Source organism: Citrobacter sp. wls757, assembly GCF_005280935.1.
Classification (GTDB): domain Bacteria; phylum Pseudomonadota; class Gammaproteobacteria; order Enterobacterales; family Enterobacteriaceae; genus Citrobacter; species Citrobacter portucalensis.
The window spans coordinates 189,784-211,271 of record NZ_SZWU01000015.1 but is presented as its reverse complement, the minus strand read 5'-3'; the positions used below and the strand labels follow the sequence as shown (position 1 = coordinate 211,271).

22 protein-coding genes, 1 pseudogene and 1 other annotated feature are annotated in these 21,488 nt (G+C 51.9%); of the genes and pseudogenes, 10 read left to right on the top strand and 13 right to left on the bottom strand.

The features are described 5' to 3' along the window. Positions 1 to 101: 101 nt before the first annotated feature. From recR to FDW94_RS02830, 5 genes are all read right to left on the bottom strand, one after another. Complete coding sequence (recR, locus tag FDW94_RS02850; protein WP_003831050.1) at positions 102 to 707, bottom strand: recombination mediator RecR; 606 nt, start codon at positions 705 to 707, stop codon at positions 102 to 104. After that, positions 707 to 1,036, bottom strand: coding sequence for a YbaB/EbfC family nucleoid-associated protein (locus tag FDW94_RS02845; RefSeq protein ID WP_003021764.1), 330 nt, complete (start codon positions 1,034 to 1,036; stop codon positions 707 to 709). The genes recR and FDW94_RS02845 overlap by 1 nt, the downstream gene beginning before the upstream one ends. A 57-nt stretch (positions 1,037 to 1,093) precedes the next feature. Beyond that, positions 1,094 to 3,022 (bottom strand): DNA polymerase III subunit gamma/tau, encoded by a 1,929-nt coding sequence (gene dnaX, locus FDW94_RS02840; protein ID WP_032942552.1) that lies wholly within the window; start codon positions 3,020 to 3,022, stop codon positions 1,094 to 1,096. Continuing rightward, positions 1,697 to 1,761: a sequence feature (DnaX frameshifting element), on the bottom strand. It overlaps the preceding gene by 65 nt. Positions 3,023 to 3,232: 210 nt before the next feature. Further along, positions 3,233 to 3,784, bottom strand: coding sequence for an adenine phosphoribosyltransferase (apt, locus tag FDW94_RS02835; protein WP_003021759.1), 552 nt, complete (start codon positions 3,782 to 3,784; stop codon positions 3,233 to 3,235). A 193-nt stretch (positions 3,785 to 3,977) separates the two neighbouring features. Continuing rightward, the gene (locus tag FDW94_RS02830) at positions 3,978 to 4,355 is read right to left on the bottom strand and encodes a DUF454 family protein (RefSeq protein WP_008783969.1); all 378 of its coding nucleotides are present in this window, start codon (positions 4,353 to 4,355) and stop codon (positions 3,978 to 3,980) included. Positions 4,356 to 4,424: 69 nt separating this feature from the next. Between FDW94_RS02830 and priC the strand changes: the two genes are divergently transcribed. Together priC and rsmS are read left to right on the top strand one after the other, a co-directional pair. After that, complete coding sequence (priC, locus tag FDW94_RS02825; RefSeq protein WP_008783968.1) at positions 4,425 to 4,952, top strand: primosomal replication protein N''; 528 nt, start codon at positions 4,425 to 4,427, stop codon at positions 4,950 to 4,952. A gap of 14 nt (positions 4,953 to 4,966) precedes the next feature. Continuing rightward, positions 4,967 to 5,128 (top strand): pleiotropic regulatory protein RsmS, encoded by a 162-nt coding sequence (rsmS, locus tag FDW94_RS02820; RefSeq protein ID WP_008783967.1) that lies wholly within the window; start codon positions 4,967 to 4,969, stop codon positions 5,126 to 5,128. 75 nt (positions 5,129 to 5,203) lie between these two features. On the opposite strand, the gene mscK is transcribed toward rsmS, so the two are convergent. After that, a complete protein-coding gene (gene mscK / locus FDW94_RS02815; RefSeq protein ID WP_048235963.1) occupies positions 5,204 to 8,569 on the bottom strand; it encodes a mechanosensitive channel MscK in 3,366 nt (1,121 codons plus the stop codon). A 128-nt stretch (positions 8,570 to 8,697) separates the two neighbouring features. After that, the gene (acrR, locus tag FDW94_RS02810) at positions 8,698 to 9,348 is read right to left on the bottom strand and encodes a multidrug efflux transporter transcriptional repressor AcrR (protein WP_003831045.1); all 651 of its coding nucleotides are present in this window, start codon (positions 9,346 to 9,348) and stop codon (positions 8,698 to 8,700) included. Between the two features lie 141 nt (positions 9,349 to 9,489). On the opposite strand from acrR, the gene acrA reads away from it, so the two are divergent. The 6 genes from acrA (at position 9,490) to FDW94_RS02780 (ending at position 16,284) form a co-directional block, all read left to right on the top strand. Beyond that, positions 9,490 to 10,683, top strand: a complete 1,194-nt coding sequence (gene acrA / locus FDW94_RS02805; RefSeq protein ID WP_003835922.1) for a multidrug efflux RND transporter periplasmic adaptor subunit AcrA — start codon at positions 9,490 to 9,492, stop codon at positions 10,681 to 10,683. A 22-nt stretch (positions 10,684 to 10,705) separates the two neighbouring features. Further along, positions 10,706 to 13,855, top strand: a complete 3,150-nt coding sequence (gene acrB, locus FDW94_RS02800) for an efflux RND transporter permease AcrB (RefSeq protein WP_008783964.1) — start codon at positions 10,706 to 10,708, stop codon at positions 13,853 to 13,855. A 488-nt stretch (positions 13,856 to 14,343) separates the two neighbouring features. Beyond that, positions 14,344 to 14,718 (top strand): Hha toxicity modulator TomB, encoded by a 375-nt coding sequence (tomB, locus tag FDW94_RS02795; RefSeq protein WP_003021733.1) that lies wholly within the window; start codon positions 14,344 to 14,346, stop codon positions 14,716 to 14,718. A 27-nt stretch (positions 14,719 to 14,745) separates the two neighbouring features. Next, positions 14,746 to 14,964, top strand: a complete 219-nt coding sequence (locus FDW94_RS02790) for an HHA domain-containing protein (RefSeq protein ID WP_002892050.1) — start codon at positions 14,746 to 14,748, stop codon at positions 14,962 to 14,964. Between the two features lie 181 nt (positions 14,965 to 15,145). Then, positions 15,146 to 15,697 (top strand): maltose O-acetyltransferase, encoded by a 552-nt coding sequence (gene maa, locus FDW94_RS02785; RefSeq protein ID WP_008783963.1) that lies wholly within the window; start codon positions 15,146 to 15,148, stop codon positions 15,695 to 15,697. Between the two features lie 116 nt (positions 15,698 to 15,813). Further along, a complete protein-coding gene (locus FDW94_RS02780) occupies positions 15,814 to 16,284 on the top strand; it encodes a YlaC family protein (protein ID WP_020996574.1) in 471 nt (156 codons plus the stop codon). A gap of 77 nt (positions 16,285 to 16,361) precedes the next feature. On the opposite strand, the gene ykgO is transcribed toward FDW94_RS02780, so the two are convergent. Together ykgO and FDW94_RS02770 are read right to left on the bottom strand one after the other, a co-directional pair. Continuing rightward, a complete protein-coding gene (gene ykgO / locus FDW94_RS02775; RefSeq protein ID WP_005125190.1) occupies positions 16,362 to 16,502 on the bottom strand; it encodes a type B 50S ribosomal protein L36 in 141 nt (46 codons plus the stop codon). Between the two features lies 1 nt (position 16,503). Then, the gene (locus FDW94_RS02770) at positions 16,504 to 16,764 is read right to left on the bottom strand and encodes a type B 50S ribosomal protein L31 (protein WP_008783961.1); all 261 of its coding nucleotides are present in this window, start codon (positions 16,762 to 16,764) and stop codon (positions 16,504 to 16,506) included. A gap of 188 nt (positions 16,765 to 16,952) precedes the next feature. Between FDW94_RS02770 and FDW94_RS02765 the strand changes: the two genes are divergently transcribed. Continuing rightward, complete coding sequence (locus tag FDW94_RS02765; RefSeq protein ID WP_103284816.1) at positions 16,953 to 18,506, top strand: EAL domain-containing protein; 1,554 nt, start codon at positions 16,953 to 16,955, stop codon at positions 18,504 to 18,506. Between the two features lie 51 nt (positions 18,507 to 18,557). On the opposite strand, the gene FDW94_RS02760 is transcribed toward FDW94_RS02765, so the two are convergent. Both FDW94_RS02760 and FDW94_RS02755 read right to left on the bottom strand, forming a co-directional pair. After that, on the bottom strand, positions 18,558 to 18,911 hold the full coding sequence (locus FDW94_RS02760) for a DUF1428 family protein (protein WP_008783959.1): 354 nt from the start codon (positions 18,909 to 18,911) through the stop codon (positions 18,558 to 18,560). Positions 18,912 to 18,975: 64 nt separating this feature from the next. Next, positions 18,976 to 19,605, bottom strand: a complete 630-nt coding sequence (locus FDW94_RS02755) for a membrane protein (RefSeq protein ID WP_032942547.1) — start codon at positions 19,603 to 19,605, stop codon at positions 18,976 to 18,978. An 87-nt stretch (positions 19,606 to 19,692) separates the two neighbouring features. On the opposite strand from FDW94_RS02755, the gene FDW94_RS02750 reads away from it, so the two are divergent. Then, positions 19,693 to 21,120, top strand: coding sequence for a PLP-dependent aminotransferase family protein (locus FDW94_RS02750; protein ID WP_137377095.1), 1,428 nt, complete (start codon positions 19,693 to 19,695; stop codon positions 21,118 to 21,120). A 59-nt stretch (positions 21,121 to 21,179) separates the two neighbouring features. Here the strand turns inward: FDW94_RS02750 and FDW94_RS02745 are convergent, their stop codons facing one another. Together FDW94_RS02745 and FDW94_RS23785 are read right to left on the bottom strand one after the other, a co-directional pair. Further along, positions 21,180 to 21,398: a hypothetical protein gene (locus tag FDW94_RS02745; protein WP_008783956.1), complete on the bottom strand. Its 219-nt coding sequence runs from the start codon at positions 21,396 to 21,398 to the stop codon at positions 21,180 to 21,182. After that, positions 21,395 to 21,488, bottom strand: a pseudogene (locus FDW94_RS23785) (hypothetical protein); the annotation flags it as partial. The gene FDW94_RS02745 and the pseudogene FDW94_RS23785, both read right to left, overlap by 4 nt.

Here is a 21,488-nt window from a genome sequence, read left to right as displayed (position 1 = left end):
CCTCAACAATGCCATTTTCAATGGTAAAAACACGTTGAGGGTGAAATGGGGACAAGCGGGAAGGATTTCAAGCGGAAGCCGCCGTCGCGGCCTCCGTTTGTTCAGAATTTAATCTTGTGTCGTCCTGCCAGAGAGTGCGACAGCGTGGTGCCATCGACCATTTCCAGCTCGCCGCCTACCGGAACGCCATGGGCGATACGGCTGGCTTCAACGCCATATTGCATGCAAAGCTCAGCAATATAGTTGGCGGTCGCCTCTCCTTCGACCGTAGGATTGGTCGCCAGGATCAGTTCGTTGATTTGCTCAGACTCCAGTCGCTGTTCGAGACGATCCAGCCCGATATCATCAGGGCCAATACCGTCCAGCGGCGACAGGTGTCCCATCAGCACGAAGTAACGTCCGGAAAACTGCCCGGTTTGCTCAATGGCGTAGATGTCCGCCGGACTCTCCACCACACAAATCTGACCGTTTTCCTGCCGACGCGGGTTCGAGCAAATGTTGCAGACGTCTTGCTCTGTGAAGGTGCGGCAATCGGCACAGTGGCCGATTTCCGACATTGCCTTCGTTAACGCCTGTGCCAGACGCATCCCGCCGCTGCGATCGCGCTGAAGCAGCGTGAACGCCATGCGCTGCGCCGACTTCGGGCCAACGCCCGGCAGACAGCGCAGTGCTTCCATAAGCTGAGTTAACAGCGGGCTGGTTTGCATCAGAACGGCATCTTAAAGCCAGGCGGCAGCTGCATTCCGGAGGAAACAGAGGCCATCTTCTCTTTCTGCGTCTCTTCAATGCGACGCGCCGCGTCGTTGAATGCCGCAGCAACCAGATCTTCCAGCATCTCTTTGTCGTCTTCCAGCAGGCTTGGATCGATCTCCACGCGACGGCAGTTGTGCGCGCCGTTAATGGTCACTTTTACCAGACCCGCGCCAGATTCGCCGGTCACTTCCAGCTTGGCGACTTCTTCCTGCATCTGCTGCATTTTTTCTTGCATCTGCTGGGCCTGTTTCATCAGGTTACCCAGACCGCCTTTACCAAACATAGGCTTCTCTCTCAATCACGTTAAGGGATGACGACCGTCAAACCATTAGGCTCACGATCAAATGGGGCGAATACTCTCTTCGTCCAGCTCCGCATCGAAAAAACGACGCAGCGTCTGGATGTTATTATCCGCAATAATCGACTCACGCGCCTGCGCGAGCTTCTCTTCATAAATGGCCTGACGCCACTCCAGCGGCGTACGCACCGCTGGATTATCATCTTCAACGATGGTCAATTCAACCGTTGACCCCGTTAAGGAACTCAGTGCTTCAGCCAGTTTTTGCTGCGCGCCGCTGGAATTAAGGTGTCGCTGCGTGGAACGCAGGTGCAGGCAAACCACGTTGCCATTCTCTTCTTTCCACGCATTAAGCGCCACCTGCTCCACCAGTTTAGGCAGCGAGAGCTGACTCACCTGGGCGGCCCACGGGTCGCGTTCAATGGCTTCAGCCGCAAGCTTTGCCGCCAGTTCCGGCGTTTTTTCATGCTCAAGCGCTTTTTTCAGCGCTTTCGGCGTGGCAACGACTTCTTTAACTTCTGCAACAGGATTGGTCGCTTTCCAGCGATACGCTTCTTTCTTCGCCGGTGCTTTTTCCAGCGCAGAGACCGCCGGACGCGCCTGAACACGTTCCGACACCGAAGCCAGTCTTTCCAGCGCAGCATTATTCACCGGCCGCGCGCGGGAAGCGGCTGCCGGTTCACTCTTTTTTGCTTTGGTTGCTCCCTGAGCGCGTTGCAGCTGGTTACGCGCCGCCAACACCTGACTGGTGGCATCGGAGAGCGGCACATTCTGTTGCTGTTGTGCAGGCGCGGGCTGCTGCTGCACCTGCGTCGGGGTCATCACCGCAGTGGGTGCGACCGGGGCAAACGACTGTCGTGGAACTTCAGGTTCCGGGAGCGGCATGCGCGGATGAAAAGCCAGCGCACGCAGCAGCGTCATTTCGACGCCCATTCGCCTGTCCGGTGCATACGGCAGTTCTTTGCGGCCGATTAACAAAGTCTGGTAGTAAAGCTGCACATCGGTTGGCGGAACAATTCGCGCCAGTTCACGCATACGCTGTTCAATGGCGGCCATATCGCTGCCGAGCGCGGCAGGCGAAAGCTGAACCATGGCAATACGATGCAGCAAAGCCGACATCTCAACCAGCAGCGCTTCCCATTCGATACCGCGCGCGGCGGCGTCGTTTACCAGCGCCATAACGCGTTCGCCGTCCGCAGCCACAACCGCTTCAACGAGCGAGAGCGCCTGGTCGTCGTCCAGCGTGCCGAGCATGGTGCTGACCGCCTCGGTCGAGACCTGACCATCGCCGCTGGCGATCGCCTGATCGGTCAGGCTCAGCGCATCACGCAGGCTACCGTCCGCGGCGCGAGCCAGCAGTTGCAGTGCACGTGGTTCATGGGCGATATGCTCTTCTTTGAGGATATGCTCAAGCTGATGGCGAATCTGTTCGACATCCAACGCTTTAAGGTGGAATTGCAGACAGCGCGACAGGATAGTCACCGGCAGCTTCTGCGGATCGGTAGTCGCCAGCAGGAACTTAACGTGCGCGGGCGGCTCTTCGAGCGTTTTCAGCAAGGCGTTAAAACTGTGGCGCGACAGCATGTGCACTTCGTCGATCAAGTAGACCTTAAAGCGACCGCGCGCAGGCGCATACTGGACGTTATCCAGCAGGTCACGGGTGTCTTCGACTTTGGTGCGTGAGGCGGCGTCGATTTCAATCAGATCGACAAAACGCCCCTGCTCGATTTCCCGGCAGTTATCGCACACGCCGCACGGCGTAGCGGTGATGCCGGTTTCACAGTTTAATCCCTTCGCCAGCAAGCGGGCGATAGAGGTTTTCCCGACGCCACGGGTGCCGGAAAACAAATAAGCATGATGAATACGCCCTAACGACAAGCCGTTCGCCAGTGCCGTCAGCACATGTTCCTGGCCGACGACGTCAGCAAAGGTTTGTGGGCGCCATTTTCGGGCTAAGACCTGATAACTCATTGGCAGGCTCTGAAAGGCTGGAGGGTGGATTCACAGGGAGATAATGCTAACACAACCTCGCAGCGACGGCGAGGTTGACACGTTATATTCGGGCGTTATCGTTGCAGTCAGTTTGGTTTCGGGCAGCGCACAGAAACCGGAGCGTACACGCAGTACGTGAGGATTTCGAGCACTGACCGGGGCCAAAATGGCAAAAAAGATAGCCCTAAATTAGTGGCCCGGGAATGGAACCAGGCTATAACAGGTAAGCCCCTGTTTTTCCAGACGCTGTTCGCCGCCCAGATCAAACAGGTTAATGATAAAAGCAGCATCGGTAACTTCACCACCCAGACGGCGGATCAGCTTTACGGTCGCTTCAATCGTGCCGCCAGTTGCCAGCAGGTCGTCCACAACCAGCACTTTATCGCCAGGTTTGATGGCATCAACGTGGATTTCCAGCTGATCGGTGCCGTACTCCAGCTCATAGGTCTCAGCAATAACTTCACGCGGAAGCTTACGGGGTTTGCGTACCGGAACAAAGCCGACGCCCAGCCCCAACGCTACCGGCGCGCCAAACAGGAAGCCACGCGCTTCGGTGCCAACCACTTTAGTGATACCCGCATTTTTGTAGCGTTCAACCAGCAATTCAATGCTGAGGGCGTAGGCTTTCGGGTCTTCCAGTAAACTGGTGACATCACGAAAGAGAATGCCCGGTTTTGGGTAGTCGTGGATGCTTTTGATGCTATTTTTGAGAAACTCAAGCTGCTGTGCTGTCGCGGTCATAAGTTTGTGCCTGATTAATACAGTATTACTTCACGGCGCACTAAACACTTCATCCTCGACGTATCTTGAATGATTTTGTGTCTATATAAGAGCCAAGGTTACACTTGCTTAACCTTTGACCACCTGCGCCTGTGCTCGAAAACGGTCGAATTTACTGGCTGTGAGAGACAATTGCAACAGCGATTATTGCGCTTTACTGCTTTTGTTGTTTTTCATCAATCACCGGGATCCGCCACATAAAAATCAGTAAACAGGCGAGAATAACCAGCAGCAGGCCGCGCACCCACATCATATTGACCAGCCAGAGCGAAATACCAAACGTCACCAGAATCAACAAAATAGCGCGCGGTTTTGCTCCCGGCGGCATCGCACGGTGTTTTTGCCAGTGGCGCAAATACCCGCCGAACCACGAACGGTAAAGCAACCAGTCGTGAAAACGCGGCGATGAGCGGGCAAAACACCAGGCAGCCAGCAGTATAAACGGCGTCGTCGGCAACAGAGGCAATACAACGCCCAGCGTACCTAGCACTACCGCTATCCAGCCAATGATGATTAGAATAATGCGTTGCATAATATGAGTACTTAACACAGAGAATCGCTACTTTAGCATAACGGTTCTCATTTTCATCGGAGTGTTGTTGTGAAAACCGCCATGCTGTTACAGACGCTCGAAAACCAGCTTAACCGCTTGCGACAACATTGCGCCCCGCTGGCGCACCACACAACGCTTAGCGCCCGCTTTGACAGGCATCTGTTTCACACGCGCAGCACGTTGCTGCAGGCCTGTCTGGATGAGGCTGACGATAATCTTACTGCCCTGCGTCGCGCCGTTGAGCAGCAGCAACTCCCACAAATCACCTGGCTTGCGGAACACCTTGCCTCACAGTTAGAGGCGATTTCACGTGAAACCGCCAGTTGGTCGCTCCGGGAGTGGGACAGTGCTTCTCCAGGTCTGGCGCGCTGGCAGCGCAAGCGGGTCCAACATCAGGAATTTGAACGCCGTCTGGTTGAAATGACGCGTGAACGCAAAGAGCGCCTGGCTCAGGCCACCGGCTTTGAAGAACAGCAAAAACTGCATCGTGAAGTAGAAGCATTCGAAGCGCGACTCGCGCGTTGTCGTCATGCACTGGCAAGAATAGAAAACGTGCTGGCGCGTTTAACCCGCTAATCCCCGGAGAATTTATGTCATTAGAGAACGCCCCGGACGAGGTCAAACTGGCCGTCGATTTGATTGTTTTACTTGAGGAAAATCAGGTTGCGCCTGAAACCGTACTGAAGGCGCTGGAGATTGTTAAACGGGATTACGAAAAGAAACAGCTCTCTTGTTCAAAAAACGCGATATAGCTGGAATGCCTGAAAGCGTTGCACTTATCAGGCCTACGAATGAATCGAAGCTCGCAGGCCTGATGAGTTTATCTATTAACCTACCGAAGGCGTCGGATCATCACCTTTAATGATGTCACGCTTAACCTCGGTCACGGTATCACCTTTCGCGTTATGCAGATGCACTTCGAGCTGGTTAAAGGCGATATCAATGTCGTTTTCACGGCACAAACGATCGACCGCACGGTTCAGTTCATCAACCGTGTGGCTACGATCGCGCAGTTCACGCACGTATAAACGCAGTTCATGATCCAGCGTGCTGGCACCGAAGGCGGTAAAGAACACCGCAGGCTCTGGATCGTGCATCACTTTCGGGTGTTCCATCGCCGCCTGCAGCAGCACTTTCTTCACTTTATCCAGATCCGAACCGTAGGCCACGCCGATGCGGATCACCAGACGCGTGGTGGTATCGGAAAGCGACCAGTTGATCAAACGCTCCGTCACAAATGCTTTGTTCGGGATGATCACCTCTTTGCGATCGAAGTCGGTAATAGTGGTGGCACGGATACGGATCTTGCTGACCGTTCCTGAGAACGTACCGATAGTCACGGTATCGCCGATGCGGACCGGGCGTTCAAACAGAATAATCAGACCCGAAACAAAGTTACCGAAGATTTCCTGCAAGCCAAAACCAAGACCAACCGACAGGGCTGCTGCCAGCCACTGTAGCTTATCCCATGAAACACCGAGCGATCCGAAGACCGTCATCGCGCCGATGGCGATGATCGCGTAGTTAAGGATCGTGGTGATCGCATACGAAGCGCCCTGACGCATCTTCAGTCGCGACAGCACCAGCACTTCCAGCAGGCCGGGTAAGTTACGGATCAGCGCCCACGCGACCATTGAGGCAATAATCGCAAACAGCAGGCTGCCCATGGTGACGTCTTTCACCACCGCAGCTCCCGCTTCGGTGCCGTTGTAATGCCAGAGCGTAATGCTATCGAGATAACTGAACACGGTAATTAGATCGGACCAAATTGCCCAGAACAGAATACCAAACAGCGCAACCATCACCAGCATTGTTATACGCAGCGTTTGCTGGTTAACCTGCTCAAGCGCAATGGTCGGTTCTTCCTGCGGCTCGGCTCCTTCCGCCCCTTCTTTCACCAGGTTCTGACGACGCGCTAAGGCACGGCGCCAGGCGATACGACGTGCCGCCACGCTCAATCCACGCAGTACCGTCTGATACAGCAGGTTCCAAAGGATAACCAGATAGACCGTTTCAATCCAACGACCGGCCAGGCGCAACGTGGTGTAGAAATACCCTGTCGCCGTCAGCACCATTAATGCAATCGGGATAATTGAGAGGACAGTAATGGTAACCAGACGCAAGCCATGCGACTCTTTGTCACGCCAGCTTTCACGACACATTGGCCATACCAGGAAGGCGATCAGCAGCAGGTTGAGGAAAATAACTACCTGACCCAGCACATCATCCATCAAATTAAGCGGCGACAGCTCAGCAATGACCGACCAGAAGTTGAGCGGTAACAGCGCCAGGCTAATACGCACGATCTGGCGGCGCCAGTGGCTGGTCTGCTTCGCTGGCATACCAAAATGACGAATTGCCACGCCATCTTTTTCCAGCACCTTCCAGCACAGACCAAACACCAGCCAGAAGACTGTCATCTTCTTACTGAACGCCCACAGCAGGTCGCTGATATTCAACTGCATGGTAAGCAGAATCAGGCCCAAGGCGAGGATAATCAGGCACGCAGGTAACGCTCGGATCAGATCGATCAGAATCGCTTTTGGCGTATTGAGCTGACTGTCATTACGCAGGTTCCCTACTGCGGCGGCTAATTTCGCCTGATACTCTTTCAACCATTTCAAACGCCAGCGGATTAACCCGGCAATAAGCAGCAGTGGCAGCCCCGCCAGGAACGCAATAAAGACGGCGGGCCAGGCTTTTTCCCAGTTCACCGTGATTTTCATCGACTTAAACTGGTCTTTTAGCGTTTGTGGGAAGGCTTTGATCCAGTCCCAGTCCATCGGACGGTTACTATTAACCCAGAAGATTTGCTGCGTGAGGATCCCTTTCAGGTTCTTCGACACGCTCATTAGCTGCTGTTGATTGATTTGCAGGTTAATCGCCATCATCAACTGGTTGCCCAGCTGCTTGTTCAGCTGATCCAACAGTTCACGGCGCATATCCACAACCTGCAGCAGGGCATCATGGACTTCACCATTCACTTCGTTGCTGTGCCCTTCTTCCAGTTTGGCGACAAACGCATCGTTCTGGAATAGCGCATCACGCTGCTGGTTAATCTCAAACTGTTCCAGACGCAAATCAGCGATCCGGTTAGTCATATCGGCAAGTTCATCCGCCGACGGCAGTGTTTGTTGTTGCTGATACAGAATACGCGACAGCAGCAGACTGCCTTTCAGGACAGCAATCTGTTCTTTAATGTTGCGTTCGGATTGCAACGCGCGGTCAAGCCAGTTTTTGACTTTGATATTCTGCTGCATCAGGTTGTTGCCGTTTTCGGTCGCGGCTATCAGACGCTGACTTAGCTGATGGTTAACGTCCAGTTCCTGCTTCACTAACGGATTTGACTGAATACGCTCGGCTTCATCCGGCGTTACCGCTTCCTGAGCTGTCTTTTCGGTTAACGTCAGTCGTTTGCTGTTCACCGCTTCTTGCAGAAGCTGGAGCTGATGTTCAAGCCGGTTACTGTTAGCTGTTACGTAATCACGTTGTTTTTGCAAGGTATCCTGCAAAACAGTATTACCTTCGAGGCTCTTACGCTGTTGGTCGATCTGCGCACTCAGCAGCGCCTGCTGTGCCTGCAGCAACACCTGCTGGCTGGGGCGTAACGCAGCCTCTCCCACATTGTTGCCATCGAGTCGATTACGAATTTGCTGCATTTGCTGCGACGCGGTGTACATCGCATTCTGCACACGCTCTGGCTGCGTCTGGAGCGACACCAGTTGGCTGTTGTAAGCGGCAAGATCGTTTTGCGCACTTTGCAGGTCATCCAAAACCTGTGCCACGCGCGACTCAAGCTGTCGCAAGGAGAGTGTACTCAGCGTTTTTCGCGTTTCATCGTCGTTATCGACATCGCTGAGCGAATTTAACGCATCCGTCGCCTGACGCATTTTCTCCGGTGCCTGGGCAACTTTCTGGCGAAGCTGTACGGTCTCATCTTTCACGCGATCGATTTTATCCAACGTGGCGATGGTATCGATGAGATCCTGTTGGACCAGCTTATCCTGCGCGGAGAGATCTTTTTGTTTACTCAGTGCGTCCAGTTGGCTCTGAATATCCGCTTTCGTCGGCAGTTCACCACTCTGTTGCGCCCGCGCAAAAGCAGACGACTGGCAAGATAGCAAGAGAATGAAGAAAAGAATGGTAATAGCAATAAGATGCTGTGAACGTTTATAGAGCTGCAACATAGTCATGAGAATGAACGTTTCTGAACCGGAAAAGTGACCGAAAATAGTCAAGCGGCAAGAATATCACGGCTGTGACCGGCAGAATAGCAGCAGGCAAAACGACCAGGAGAATTCCTGGTACAGGCCCAAAACGTTTAGTGGATTTCCGCCACGCCAAGCCGCAGAGTTGGGCACATAAGGCACATCTCCAGCAGCACAGCGACGTATTCCCGAGCTTCTTTTTTCAGATCAAACGATTCGGGGGCAAATAACCAGTTTTCTATGATTCCGGTAATATAGCTGCGCAACAGGACCGCCACGCGACGGGTGTTCAGGTTTTCCGGCAGCATATTGGCATCCATACAGTGTCGCAATGTTTGTTCGATACGATCGTAATTTTCAATACAAAGATGGCGTTGAGCTAACTGAACAGAGGCCATTTCCCCGACAAATTCGCATTTGTGGAATATAATTTCCAGCAACAAACGTCGGCGTTCTTCTGTCACGGTAGCTTCAAGAACGTAAATTAAAATTTCTCTTAATACTGATAGTGGATCGTCGGGGAATTTTGCCTGATACTCAGTCTCTAACTCATCAATGTTAGGTTTTGCTAGCTCCCAGATTTCACTGAATAAATCCGACTTGTTTTTGAAATGCCAATAGATTGCGCCGCGCGTGACACCAGCGGCTTTTGCGATCTCCGCAAGCGAGGTGGATGATACCCCTTGTTGCGAAAACAAATGCAGAGCAACATCGAGAATATGCTGTCGTGTTTCCTGTGCTTGTTGTTTGGTTTTTCGTGCCATATGTCAGTGAATTTACAGGCGTTAGATTTACATACATTTGTGAATGTATGTACCATAGCACGACGATAATATAAACGCAGCAATGGGTTTATGGGCTTTAAGCCATTGATCAATTTGAAATCGGACACTCGAGGTTTACATATGAACAAAAACAGAGGGTTAACGCCTCTGGCAGTCGTTCTGATGCTCTCAGGCAGCTTAGCGCTAACAGGATGTGACGACAAACAGGCCCAACAAGGGGGCCAGCAGATGCCAGAGGTTGGAGTTGTTACGCTCAAAACTGAACCTCTACAGATAACAACTGAGCTTCCGGGTCGCACCAGTGCGTTTCGCATTGCAGAAGTTCGCCCTCAGGTTAGCGGTATTATCCTGAAGCGTAATTTCACGGAAGGTGGCGATATCGAAGCGGGTGTGTCTCTCTATCAGATTGATCCTGCAACTTACCAGGCCGCTTATGAAAGCGCAAAAGGCGATCTGGCCAAAGCACAAGCCGCAGCAAATATCGCTCAACTGACGGTTAAACGTTATCAGAAACTGTTGGGTACCAAGTACATCAGTCAACAGGACTATGATAGCGCGCTGGCAGACGCACAGCAGGCAAACGCCGCCGTTGTCGCCGCGAAAGCCGCGGTAGAAACTGCACGCATCAATCTGGCCTATACCAAAGTGACGTCGCCGATCAGCGGCCGCATTGGTAAATCATCCGTTACGGAAGGTGCTCTGGTGCAAAACGGTCAAGCGACCGCGCTGGCGACCGTTCAACAGTTGGACCCGATCTACGTGGACGTGACGCAGTCAAGCAACGACTTCCTGCGCCTGAAACAAGAGCTGGCCAACGGCACGCTGAAGCAAGAGAACGGCAAAGCGAAAGTCGAACTGGTGACCAACGACGGCATTAAATACCCGCAGTCCGGTACGCTGGAATTTTCTGATGTGACGGTTGATCAAACCACCGGGTCGATTACGTTACGCGCCATCTTCCCTAACCCGGATCACACCTTACTGCCGGGTATGTTCGTTCGCGCACGTCTGGAAGAAGGGATTAACCCAACGGCATTACTGGTTCCACAGCAAGGCGTTACCCGTACACCGCGTGGCGATGCCAGTGCATTGGTTATCGGTGCAGACAACAAAGTTGAAACTCGTCAAATTGTCGCGGCACAAGCGATTGGCGACAAATGGTTAGTCACTGATGGACTTAAGCCGGGCGACCGCGTGATTGTCACTGGGCTGCAGAAAGTACGTCCTGGCGCGCAGGTAAAAGCGCAGGAAATCACCGCTGATAACAACCAGCAAGGCCAAAGCGGTAGCCAGCCTGAACAGTCCAAGTCTTAACTTAAACAGGAGCCGTTAAGACATGCCTAATTTCTTTATCGATCGCCCAATATTTGCGTGGGTGATCGCCATTATCATCATGTTGGCAGGGGGGCTCGCGATCCTCAAATTGCCGGTAGCGCAATATCCGACTATTGCACCGCCAGCAGTGACGATCTCCGCGACCTACCCTGGCGCTGATGCCAAAACAGTACAGGATACTGTTACGCAGGTTATCGAACAGAACATGAACGGTATCGATAACCTGATGTACATGTCCTCTAACAGTGACTCCACGGGTACCGTGCAGATCACCCTAACCTTCCAGTCTGGTACTGATGCGGATATCGCGCAGGTACAGGTGCAGAACAAACTGCAGCTGGCCATGCCGTTGCTGCCTCAGGAAGTACAGCAACAAGGGGTTAGCGTTGAGAAGTCATCCAGCAGCTTCCTGATGGTTGTCGGTGTTATCAACACCAACGGCACCATGACGCAGGAGGATATTTCCGACTACGTTGGCGCCAACATGAAGGATGCCATCAGCCGTACTTCAGGTGTGGGTGATGTTCAGCTGTTCGGTTCTCAGTACGCGATGCGTATCTGGATGGATCCGAACAAACTGAACAACTTCCAGCTGACGCCGGTTGATGTAATCAGCGCCATCAAAGCGCAGAACGCCCAGGTTGCAGCCGGTCAGTTAGGTGGTACACCACCGGTGAAAGGCCAGCAGCTTAACGCGTCAATCATCGCGCAAACCCGTCTGACCTCCGCTGATGAGTTCAGCAAAATTCTGCTGAAAGTGAATCAGGATGGTTCCCAGGTTCGTCTGCGTGACGTGGCGAAAGTGGAACTGGGCGGTGAGAACTACGACATCATTGCGAAGTTCAACGGTAAACCGGCATCCGGTCTGGGTATCAAGCTGGCGACAGGTGCTAACGCCCTGGATACAGCAAACGCTATCCGCGATGAACTGAAGAAGATGGAACCGTTCTTCCCGTCAGGTCTGAAGATCGTTTACCCGTATGACACCACGCCGTTCGTGAAAATATCTATTCACGAAGTAGTGAAAACGCTGGCGGAAGCAATCATCCTCGTGTTCCTGGTAATGTATCTGTTCCTGCAGAACTTCCGCGCGACGCTGATTCCGACTATCGCCGTGCCGGTGGTGCTCTTGGGTACGTTTGCCGTCCTTGCGATTTTCGGCTTCTCGATAAACACCCTGACGATGTTCGGGATGGTGCTCGCCATCGGCCTGCTGGTGGATGACGCCATCGTTGTGGTCGAGAACGTTGAACGTGTAATGGCTGAGGAAGGACTACCGCCGAAGGAAGCAACGCGTAAATCAATGGGCCAGATTCAGGGCGCACTGGTGGGTATCGCGATGGTACTGTCAGCGGTATTTATCCCAATGGCGTTCTTCGGGGGTTCTACCGGTGCAATTTACCGTCAGTTCTCCATCACCATTGTTTCCGCGATGGCGTTGTCTGTACTGGTGGCATTGATTCTGACCCCTGCCCTGTGTGCAACCATGCTCAAACCGATTGCTAAAGGCGATCACGGAGAAGGCAAAAAAGGCTTCTTCGGCTGGTTTAACCGCATGTTCGATAAGAGTACGCACCATTACACCGATAGCGTAGGCGGTATTCTGCGCAGCACCGGTCGTTATCTGGCGCTGTATCTGATCATCGTTGTGGGCATGGCCTATCTGTTCGTTCGTCTGCCAAGTTCGTTCCTGCCAGATGAAGATCAGGGGGTATTCCTGTCTATGGCTCAGCTGCCAGCGGGTGCAACGCAAGAGCGTACCCAGAAGGTGCTGGACGAAATGACGGATTACTATCTGACCAAAGAAAAAGCGAACGTTGAATCGGTGTTTGCCGTTAACGGCTTCGGTTTTGCAGGTCGTGGTCAGAACACCGGTATCGCATTCGTCTCTTTGAAAGACTGGAGTGAACGTCCAGGTAAAGAGAACAAAGTTGAAGCGATTACTCAACGTGCAATGGGCGCATTCTCGCAGATCAAAGACGCGATGGTCTTTGCCTTTAACCTGCCAGCGATTGTGGAGTTAGGGACCGCGACCGGTTTCGACTTCCAGTTGATTGACCAGGCAGGTCTGGGCCATGAGAAGCTGACTCAGGCGCGTAACCAACTGTTTGGTGAAGTCGCGAAGCATCCTGATCTGTTGGTCGGTGTTCGTCCTAACGGTCTGGAAGATACGCCGCAGTTCAAGATCGATATCGATCAGGAAAAAGCGCAGGCTCTGGGCGTTTCCATTAGTGATATTAATACAACGCTGGGTGCAGCATGGGGCGGAAGCTACGTGAATGACTTCATCGACCGTGGTCGTGTGAAGAAAGTTTACGTCATGTCTGAAGCGAAATACCGTATGTTGCCGGAAGATATTGGAAACTGGTATGTCCGCGGCAGCGATGGACAGATGGTACCGTTCTCCGCCTTCTCTACCTCACGTTGGGAATACGGTTCACCGCGTCTGGAACGCTATAACGGTCTGCCGTCCATGGAAATCTTAGGCCAGGCCGCTCCGGGTAAAAGTACCGGTGAAGCCATGGCCATGATGGAGCAACTGGCCAGCAAACTGCCATCCGGTATCGGTTATGACTGGACCGGTATGTCCTACCAGGAACGACTGTCCGGCAACCAGGCCCCTGCTCTGTATGCCATTTCACTGATCGTCGTGTTCTTGTGTCTGGCAGCGCTGTACGAGAGCTGGTCAATTCCGTTCTCCGTAATGCTGGTTGTACCGCTGGGTGTTATCGGTGCATTGCTGGCAGCAACGTTCCGCGGCCTGACCAACGACGTTTACTTCCAGGTAGGCCTGCTCACAACCATTGGGTTGTCGGCGAAGAACGCGATACTTATCGTCGAATTCGCCAAAGACTTGATGGATAAAGAAGGTAAAGGTCTGATAGAGGCGACGCTGGACGCAGTACGCATGCGTTTACGTCCAATCCTGATGACGTCACTGGCCTTTATTCTGGGCGTAATGCCGCTGGTCATCAGCTCCGGCGCAGGTTCCGGTGCACAGAACGCCGTTGGTACTGGCGTAATGGGCGGGATGGTGACGGCAACCGTGTTGGCGATCTTCTTTGTTCCGGTGTTCTTTGTGGTGGTACGCCGCCGCTTTAGCCGCAAAAATGAAGATATTGAGCATAGCCACTCAGTAGAGCATCATTGATACATCTCTAAAGATAAGGCCGCGCAAGCGGCCTTTTTTCTGGAAAAATCATAAAAATCACTTATTGCCATTCCGTTTATTTTCTATCGGATAAATAAGCGATATAATCCTTGCAGCCTTAAAGGCTATTCTTAAAAAAACAGCGAGAGTTCTTATTTACTTTAATAAATATTAAGATTAATCCTATCCACTGGTTCACATTGTCGGTTGTTGCCTTTCGTTGCTAAACCTAAACAAGATAACCCGATGATTGCCCGAAGAATAAAGAAATTGTCCCATTTCGAATAGCGGCATTTATCTGTTAAAATGTAAAAATGACGTAGCATCATAATTTTACATAATTGTAATTTTTCGTGATATGACGATGAAATCTTTTTTAGAGTAGATTATAGTTAAATCATCAGGAGTCGCGGGCAAGTTCCAGGTAGTTGTTGTATCCATCCCGAAAGGTGTTCGGTTAGTTTAAGCCACTAAGAAGGGGATGCGTTATGGATGAATACTCACCCAAAAGACATGATATCGCGCAGCTTAAATTTCTCTGCGAAACTCTGTATCATGACTGTCTTGCAAACCTTGAACAAAGTAACCATGGCTGGGTTAATGACCCTACCTCTGCAACCAGCTTGCAGCTCAATGAACTGATAGAGCATATTGCAACCTTCGCACTTAATTATAAAATTAAGTACAATGAGGACAATAAGCTGATCGCGCAGATAGATGAATACCTGGATGACACTTTTATGTTGTTCAGCAGTTATGGTATTAATACGCAGGATCTGCAGAAATGGCGGAAGTCAGGTAATCGACTGTTTCGCTGTTTTGTCAATGCCACCAGGGCTAATCCTGTTAGTTTGTCTTGTTAAAAATTATTACAATCATAGGTAAGAGTTATGTCCGATAAACCATTAACTAAAACAGATTATTTGATGCGCCTGCGACGTTGCCAGACAATTGATACGCTAGAGCGCGTTATTGAAAAAAATAAATATGAATTGTCCGACAACGAACTGGCTGTATTTTACTCAGCAGCAGATCATCGCCTTGCTGAATTGACCATGAATAAGCTTTACGACAAGATTCCAACTTCTGTTTGGAAATTCATTCGCTAATTGCACTCAAGGTTAAGTCAGGTATAGCGGTACCGTTGTCTGGCTGACCATTTTCGTATTTACAATGGTTATTTAATTCAAATCGCGTGACTATGATCACAGCAAAGGAGCGGGAACGTTCCCCTTGCTTGCATTACGTTTTACTGTGCTGAAATAACCTTCAGTACACAGGGAATTCGTAATGCGTAATGAAAAGCAAAAAATGATCGCCGGCGAATACTATCGCCCGGCAGATGAAATGCTGCGCAGTGACCGACTACGCGCTCGTCAGTTGATCCATCGCTACAATCTCACCGCTCCCGATGAAAAAAATGAGCGTCAGGCAATCCTGCACGATCTGTTAGGTCAGAGTGAGGGAGCCTATATTGAACCCTCTTTCCGTTGTGATTACGGTTATAACATCTATCTTGGTAAAGACTTTTACGCTAATTTCGACTGCGTTATGCTCGACGTCTGTCCAATTCATATTGGCGACAACTGCATGCTGGCACCAGGCGTTCATATCTATACCGCGACCCATCCGCTGGATGCTACCGAGCGCAACAGTGGCCTAGAGTTCGGGAAGCCCGTGACTATCGGCAATAATGTCTGGATAGGTGGCCGTGCAGTGATCAATCCCGGCGTCACGCTGGGCGATAACGTGGTTGTGGCATCAGGCGCAGTGGTCACTAAAAGCGTTCCGGCAAACACCGTGGTTGGGGGCAATCCCGCAAGGATCATCAAAACGCTGTGATCTTAAATGTAACTGTTATGCTAAATTGCGGTTAATCTGTTACTTTCTTCAAAGGGTATCCCCTTTTAAAATAGGGCGATCCCTCCTGAATTTTGCAGATATCACGAAGGCAAGAGATGACAGAAATACAGCGCCTGCTTACTGAAACAATCGACGACTTAAATATTCGCGAGAAGCGCGACAACAAACCGCGCTTTAGCATCAGCTTTATTCGCAAACACCCTGGGCTGTTTATCGGCATGTATGTTGCGTGGTTTGCCACGCTGGCGGTGATGCTACAGTCAGAAACGTTAGTCGATTCGGTATGGCTGCTGGTGGTACTGTTCGTTGTACTCAACGGCTTTTTCTTTTTCGACGTTGCGCCACGATACCGCTTTGAAGATATCGACGTTCTGGATTTTAGAGTTTGCTATAACGGAGAATGGTACAACACTCGCTTTGTCCCCTCCTCTCTCATCGATACTATCCTGCACTCACCGTCCGTGGATAGCGAACATAAAGCACAGCTGCAAAAGATGATATCGCGCAAAGGCGAACTCTCGTTTTACGATGTTTTTACGCTTACCCGCGCCCAGACCAGCCAGTAACGGCATCTCAGCACAGATAAAAAAGTGCGTTCCTGCGAAGGTAACGCACTTTAATCCCTGAAATGCTGGCAAAGAAACTAACGTCTTTTTTTACGCCCCTGTACTGCTTTAAAGCGCGGATTCGTTTTGCAGATAACGTACAAACGCCCTTTGCGTTTTACTATCTGGCAGTCAGGATGGCGCTGTTTTGCGCTGCGAAGTGAATTGAGTACCTGCATTTTAACCCCGCTTAACGCCAATAAAATGACCAAAACGTTTTTGGAAACGTGCTGCACTACCTTCATTATCAAAGGTTTTTTGTTTCCCGGTATAGTACGGATGTGATTTAGAAGAGATATCGAGGGTCACGTACGGGTACATTTTCCCCTCAAACTCAATTTCACGCTCAGTCTTGATGGTCGAACCGACCTTAAAGAATTCATTGGCACTGGTATCGTGAAACACTACGGTACGGTAAAAAGGATGAATATCCGGTTTCATGGCAACCTCAATTTGATACGTTATAACATAACCATAAAAATACACCACTCTTGTACAAACCACAACCTGATTTACGCTACAGGGAGTCAAACGGGATGATAAATGGCCGTAAATATATGATGCCAATCGAATAGCTTTTTGGGGTTTCGGATATACTTTCCCTACGCTGTGTAAATAAGGATATCACTGTGACAACACGACATTTGATAAGCCTGGTGACTGGGGTACTGTTCCTTTCCATCCTCGCGCCTGTAGGTTTAAGCCTGTGGCTGGCACATCGTCAGGTCGAAACGAAATTTATCGATGAACTCGACATGTTCTCAACTCGAGTCGCATTACGTACGGAACGCGTAGGCGAGCAGGCGAAAAAAGCATTACGCAATATTGAAGCTTTTCAGGGAGTGCCTTGCAGTGACGAGCATTTGCTGGAAATGCGTCGTTTGTCCTATAGCTATCGCTATATTCAGGAAGTGCTGTACCTCAAAGATAATGTTCCACAATGCTCATCCCTGGAAAAAAGAAGTAAGGCCGCCGCGTTTCCATCAGCGATGAAAGTCACGCCTGATGGATATCGCGCATGGCTTACTACGCAAAACGATTTGGGCATCAAGCGCTTTATGGCAGCATTAGGGAGCGAACATTATGTTGTGATGGTCGATCCGGGCTCTTTTATTGACGTCATCCCGTTTGGCTCATGGCCGATTGAAGTCACTATCATTGGAACCGTGCGCAACATAGTCGTTGCCAGTAGCGCCAACCTGCCATCGGACGTTTTACAGCATGTAAAACAAGAGAGCTCGATTACCCATTTTCAGAAGGATGGCAATATTTTTAACGCTCGCCCCTTCCCGGAACTGGGTATCACGATCGTAACCTGGGCATCTACCCTGCCGTTACAAAAAACCTGGCACCGACAGGCGCTGATCTGGCTTCCGGCAGGCATTCTTATCGGATTGCTCACCGCCGCCTTTGTTTTGCGCATTTTGCGCCGCTTACAGTCGCCCCATCACCAATTACAGGACGCTATCCAGCATCGGGATATCAAGGTCTACTACCAACCGATTATCTCGCTCAAAACGGGAAAAGTCGTCGGGGCTGAAGCACTGGCTCGCTGGCAACAGGCTGACGGAAGTTATCTGTCGCCGGAAATTTTCGTCGCGCTGGCGCAAGAAACCGGGCTGACAGAGCCTCTCACACGGTTGATTATTGAAAGCGTATTTGAAGATTTAGGTAAATGGCTGCGTCAGCATCCGGAGCAGCATATATCCATCAACCTTGAGTCAGCCGATCTGGCCTCCGAAACGCTTCCTGCTCTGTTAAGTCAGAAAGTGAACCACTGGCAACTTAAGCCTACGCAAATCGCGCTGGAACTAACCGAACGCGAGTTTGCCGACCCGAAAAACAGCGCGCCGTTTATTGCTAAATACCGTCAGGCAGGCCACTCGATCTATATCGATGATTTTGGCACCGGCTATTCCAGCCTGAGCTATTTACAGGATCTGGATGTCGACATCCTGAAGATAGACAAATCGTTCGTTGATGCACTGGAGTACAACAACGTGACGCCGCATATCATCGAGATAGCAAAAACGTTGAAGCTGGAGATGGTGGCGGAAGGTATCGAAACCGAGAATCAGGAAGCCTGGTTACGCCAGCATGGCGTCCAGTACGGTCAGGGCTGGCTTTACAGCAAAGCGCTGCCGAAGGCGGAATTTATTCTGTGGGCAGAAAAACGGCTTTAACATTGCTGTTGATGTTGAGATGGCTGGCGGCACGCCGCACAGCCAGTCACATCACTCTTCCATAATGGGCGCAAATCCACCGTAGATCATTCGCTTGCCATCAAATGGCATAGATTCACCGAACTCCTTCATACGGGGATCGGACATCATCTTCTGATTCGCCGCATCGCGGACCTCTTTGGAAGGGTATTCAATCCAGCTGAATACCACTTCTTCATGCTCCTGTGCTTTCACAGCCATGCGAAAATCGGTCAGTTTGCCGTCGGGGACATCATCTGCCCAGCACTCCACTACGCGCAATGCACCGAACTCCTTGAAAAGCGGAGCTGCTTTTGCCGCCATCGCAATGTACGCCTCCTTGTTTTCAGCGGGTACGGCAACCACAAAGCCATCAACATACTTCATGAGAAAAACCTCCGAAGTGTACTGCGCGGCAAGCCGATTCCGGCCGCGTCAGTCGAGGTTAAGTTTAGTCGCCAGTAGGCGATCGCGCCCCAGGTGCATTCCTGATACGCGTACGTGACTGCGGCTGATGCCGAAACCACGGCAGGCAAAGCTGAATCAACGGTCCGATAGCCAAGGCATACAGCACCGTACCAACCCCCACGGTTCCCCCCAGCAGCCAACCGATAAGCAGCACCGACACTTCGATTGCGGTTCGAATTCGTCGTACTGGCCAGCCGGTACGCGCGTGGATACCGGTCATCAGACCATCACGCGGACCGGCGCCAAAACCTGCGCCAATGTACAGGCTGGTTGCTAACGCATTCAATATTACCGCTGACACCAGCAGCCCGCTGCGCGCCAGCAGAGATTCAAATCCAGGAATCACCAGCAGCGCGGCATCTGCCGCCAGCCCGATCATAATCACGTTGCTCAGCGTGCCAAAGCCTGGACGCTGGCGTAACGGTATCCACGCCAGCAACACCAACACGCCAACGGCAATAATCACCACGCCGATATTCATCGACAATAAATTGGCTACACCCAGGTGAAACACGTTCCACGGATCGGCCCCTAAATCAGCACGGACAAACATGGCCGTCGATACACCGTACAGCGCCAGCCCGATATATAACTGAAGTAAACGACGCAGCATGCTTTTCCCCTCTCACTCTCGGATAACTTTCATCTTTACCGCAATTGGCACTATGATTAATGTCCAGTTTTCAAAAAGTGGACTGTTATGTCATCTCGCCGTTACGGAAGTCAGTCTTTGCAATGCCTGCTCGGACACTGGCTGGAAAGCCCCTCGCGAACGCCCATCTGGCGACAGCTGGCAGAAGCGTTACGTCTGCTTATTCTCGATGGTCGGCTGGCGCTGGATAGCCGCTTACCGGGTGAACGCGAGCTCGCCGTCGTCCTGCAAGTAAGTCGAACTACCGTCGCCAGCGCTATGGCGCAACTGCGTGAAGAGGGATATCTGGAAAGCCGTCATGGTAGCGGCTCACGGGTGATCCTGCCGGAACATATTCGCCATGTGCCAACCCGGACCAGCACCGGCACAGCGCTTGATTTGTCCACGGCGGCACTAAGTGCCGGTCCCGAAATTCATCAGGCTTACCAGCAGGCGCTGTTTGCTATGCCACAGCATTTGCTGAGCTCCGGGTATTTGCCGCAGGGGCTGTCGGTATTGCGTGAGTCCATCGCTCAGCATTATTGCGATCGCGGGCTCCCGACGCAGCCCGATGAAATCATGGTCGTGAATGGTGCAGTCAGCGGCCTGGCGCTGATCCTGCGTTTGCTCACCGGCCCCGGCGATCGCGTAGTGGTCGATCACCCCACTTATCCGCTGGCGATTGCCGCGATTCAAGGCGCATCCTGTCGCCCCGTCGGCGTGTCGCTACCCGAGCACGGTTGGGATACCGCGGGTCTGGTCGCCACCATCGCGCAAACCGCACCGAGAATGGCCTACCTGATGCCGGACTTTCACAATCCGACCGGGCGTTGCATGGACGCTGCAACTCGCCAGGTCGTGGCGGATATTGCCGAACGAACCCGCACTACCCTGGTGGTCGATGAGACGATGGTGAACCTGTGGTATGACGCCCCGCCGCCGCCGCCGCTTGCCGCATTCAATCGCGACGCGCCGATCATTCTATTGGGTTCGGCCGGGAAAAGCTTTTGGGGGGGATTACGTCTGGGCTGGATCCGGGCGTCGGCGCGAACCATTGCGGCGCTGGTACAAACCCGCGACACCTTCGATTTAGGCTCCCCCGTGCTTGAACAACTCGCCACCAGCTGGCTGCTGGATAACGCCGCCGACTTTCTTCCTGACAGAAGACGGCTACTCACATCGCAGCGCGATCTGTGCTCGAGCCTGATGAACGCACATTTCCCGGAGTGGCAGTTTACCCAGCCACAGGGAGGACTCTCTTTTTGGGTTGAACTGCCCGATACGCTGGCAACGCTATTCGCTACGCGCGCCGAAAGCGTAGGCATTCAATTAGGAACCGGTACGCGGTTTGGGCTTGATGGCGCATTCGATCGTTTTTTGCGTATGCCTTTCACGTTGCCGGATGACACAGCGCGTGCCGCCTTCAGGGTGTTACAACCCATTTGGGATAACCTGCGTTTGCAGGCCAGCAGCGGGAAAGTACGCAAAATAATCTAAGCGACGAGTCAAAGGACTCGCCCTTATAAGCCGGGATGGATGAAAGAGTCCCGGTGATATTACCGCTGAGGGGGAACCGGAAAACCCTTCAGTGAAATCACGAAATTTTCACCGTCTTTCTTAATTTTTGCCCCAGCATCACACCAGTCGGAGGCAATACGGAAGAACTCATCGCTGCCGACATTCCAGCTCAGGCGGACATGTTTCACATAACCGGAGCGTAGTAAATCACAAGCTTCGCCGTAATTACTGGCGGTTGAGAGCGGTTGTTGTTTCATTTTTTCTTCTTCAGTAGTCTGCGCAATGCTTTGATTTCTTTAGGAGTCAGTGCTTCAACTACGGACTCTTCCGTATGCTGGCTATCGATA

Coding starts and splice junctions, on each gene's coding strand:
- recR (WP_003831050.1), bottom strand. CDS start 707: ATGCAAACCAGCCCGCTGTTAACTCAGCTTATGGAAGCACTGCGCTGT.
- FDW94_RS02845 (WP_003021764.1), bottom strand. CDS start 1,036: ATGTTTGGTAAAGGCGGTCTGGGTAACCTGATGAAACAGGCCCAGCAG.
- dnaX (WP_032942552.1), bottom strand. CDS start 3,022: ATGAGTTATCAGGTCTTAGCCCGAAAATGGCGCCCACAAACCTTTGCT.
- apt (WP_003021759.1), bottom strand. CDS start 3,784: ATGACCGCGACAGCACAGCAGCTTGAGTTTCTCAAAAATAGCATCAAA.
- FDW94_RS02830 (WP_008783969.1), bottom strand. CDS start 4,355: ATGCAACGCATTATTCTAATCATCATTGGCTGGATAGCGGTAGTGCTA.
- rsmS (WP_008783967.1), top strand. CDS start 4,967: ATGTCATTAGAGAACGCCCCGGACGAGGTCAAACTGGCCGTCGATTTG.
- mscK (WP_048235963.1), bottom strand. CDS start 8,569: ATGACTATGTTGCAGCTCTATAAACGTTCACAGCATCTTATTGCTATT.
- acrR (WP_003831045.1), bottom strand. CDS start 9,348: ATGGCACGAAAAACCAAACAACAAGCACAGGAAACACGACAGCATATT.
- acrA (WP_003835922.1), top strand. CDS start 9,490: ATGAACAAAAACAGAGGGTTAACGCCTCTGGCAGTCGTTCTGATGCTC.
- acrB (WP_008783964.1), top strand. CDS start 10,706: ATGCCTAATTTCTTTATCGATCGCCCAATATTTGCGTGGGTGATCGCC.
- tomB (WP_003021733.1), top strand. CDS start 14,344: ATGGATGAATACTCACCCAAAAGACATGATATCGCGCAGCTTAAATTT.
- FDW94_RS02790 (WP_002892050.1), top strand. CDS start 14,746: ATGTCCGATAAACCATTAACTAAAACAGATTATTTGATGCGCCTGCGA.
- maa (WP_008783963.1), top strand. CDS start 15,146: ATGCGTAATGAAAAGCAAAAAATGATCGCCGGCGAATACTATCGCCCG.
- FDW94_RS02780 (WP_020996574.1), top strand. CDS start 15,814: ATGACAGAAATACAGCGCCTGCTTACTGAAACAATCGACGACTTAAAT.
- ykgO (WP_005125190.1), bottom strand. CDS start 16,502: ATGCAGGTACTCAATTCACTTCGCAGCGCAAAACAGCGCCATCCTGAC.
- FDW94_RS02770 (WP_008783961.1), bottom strand. CDS start 16,764: ATGAAACCGGATATTCATCCTTTTTACCGTACCGTAGTGTTTCACGAT.
- FDW94_RS02760 (WP_008783959.1), bottom strand. CDS start 18,911: ATGAAGTATGTTGATGGCTTTGTGGTTGCCGTACCCGCTGAAAACAAG.
- FDW94_RS02755 (WP_032942547.1), bottom strand. CDS start 19,605: ATGCTGCGTCGTTTACTTCAGTTATATATCGGGCTGGCGCTGTACGGT.
- FDW94_RS02750 (WP_137377095.1), top strand. CDS start 19,693: ATGTCATCTCGCCGTTACGGAAGTCAGTCTTTGCAATGCCTGCTCGGA.
- FDW94_RS02745 (WP_008783956.1), bottom strand. CDS start 21,398: ATGAAACAACAACCGCTCTCAACCGCCAGTAATTACGGCGAAGCTTGT.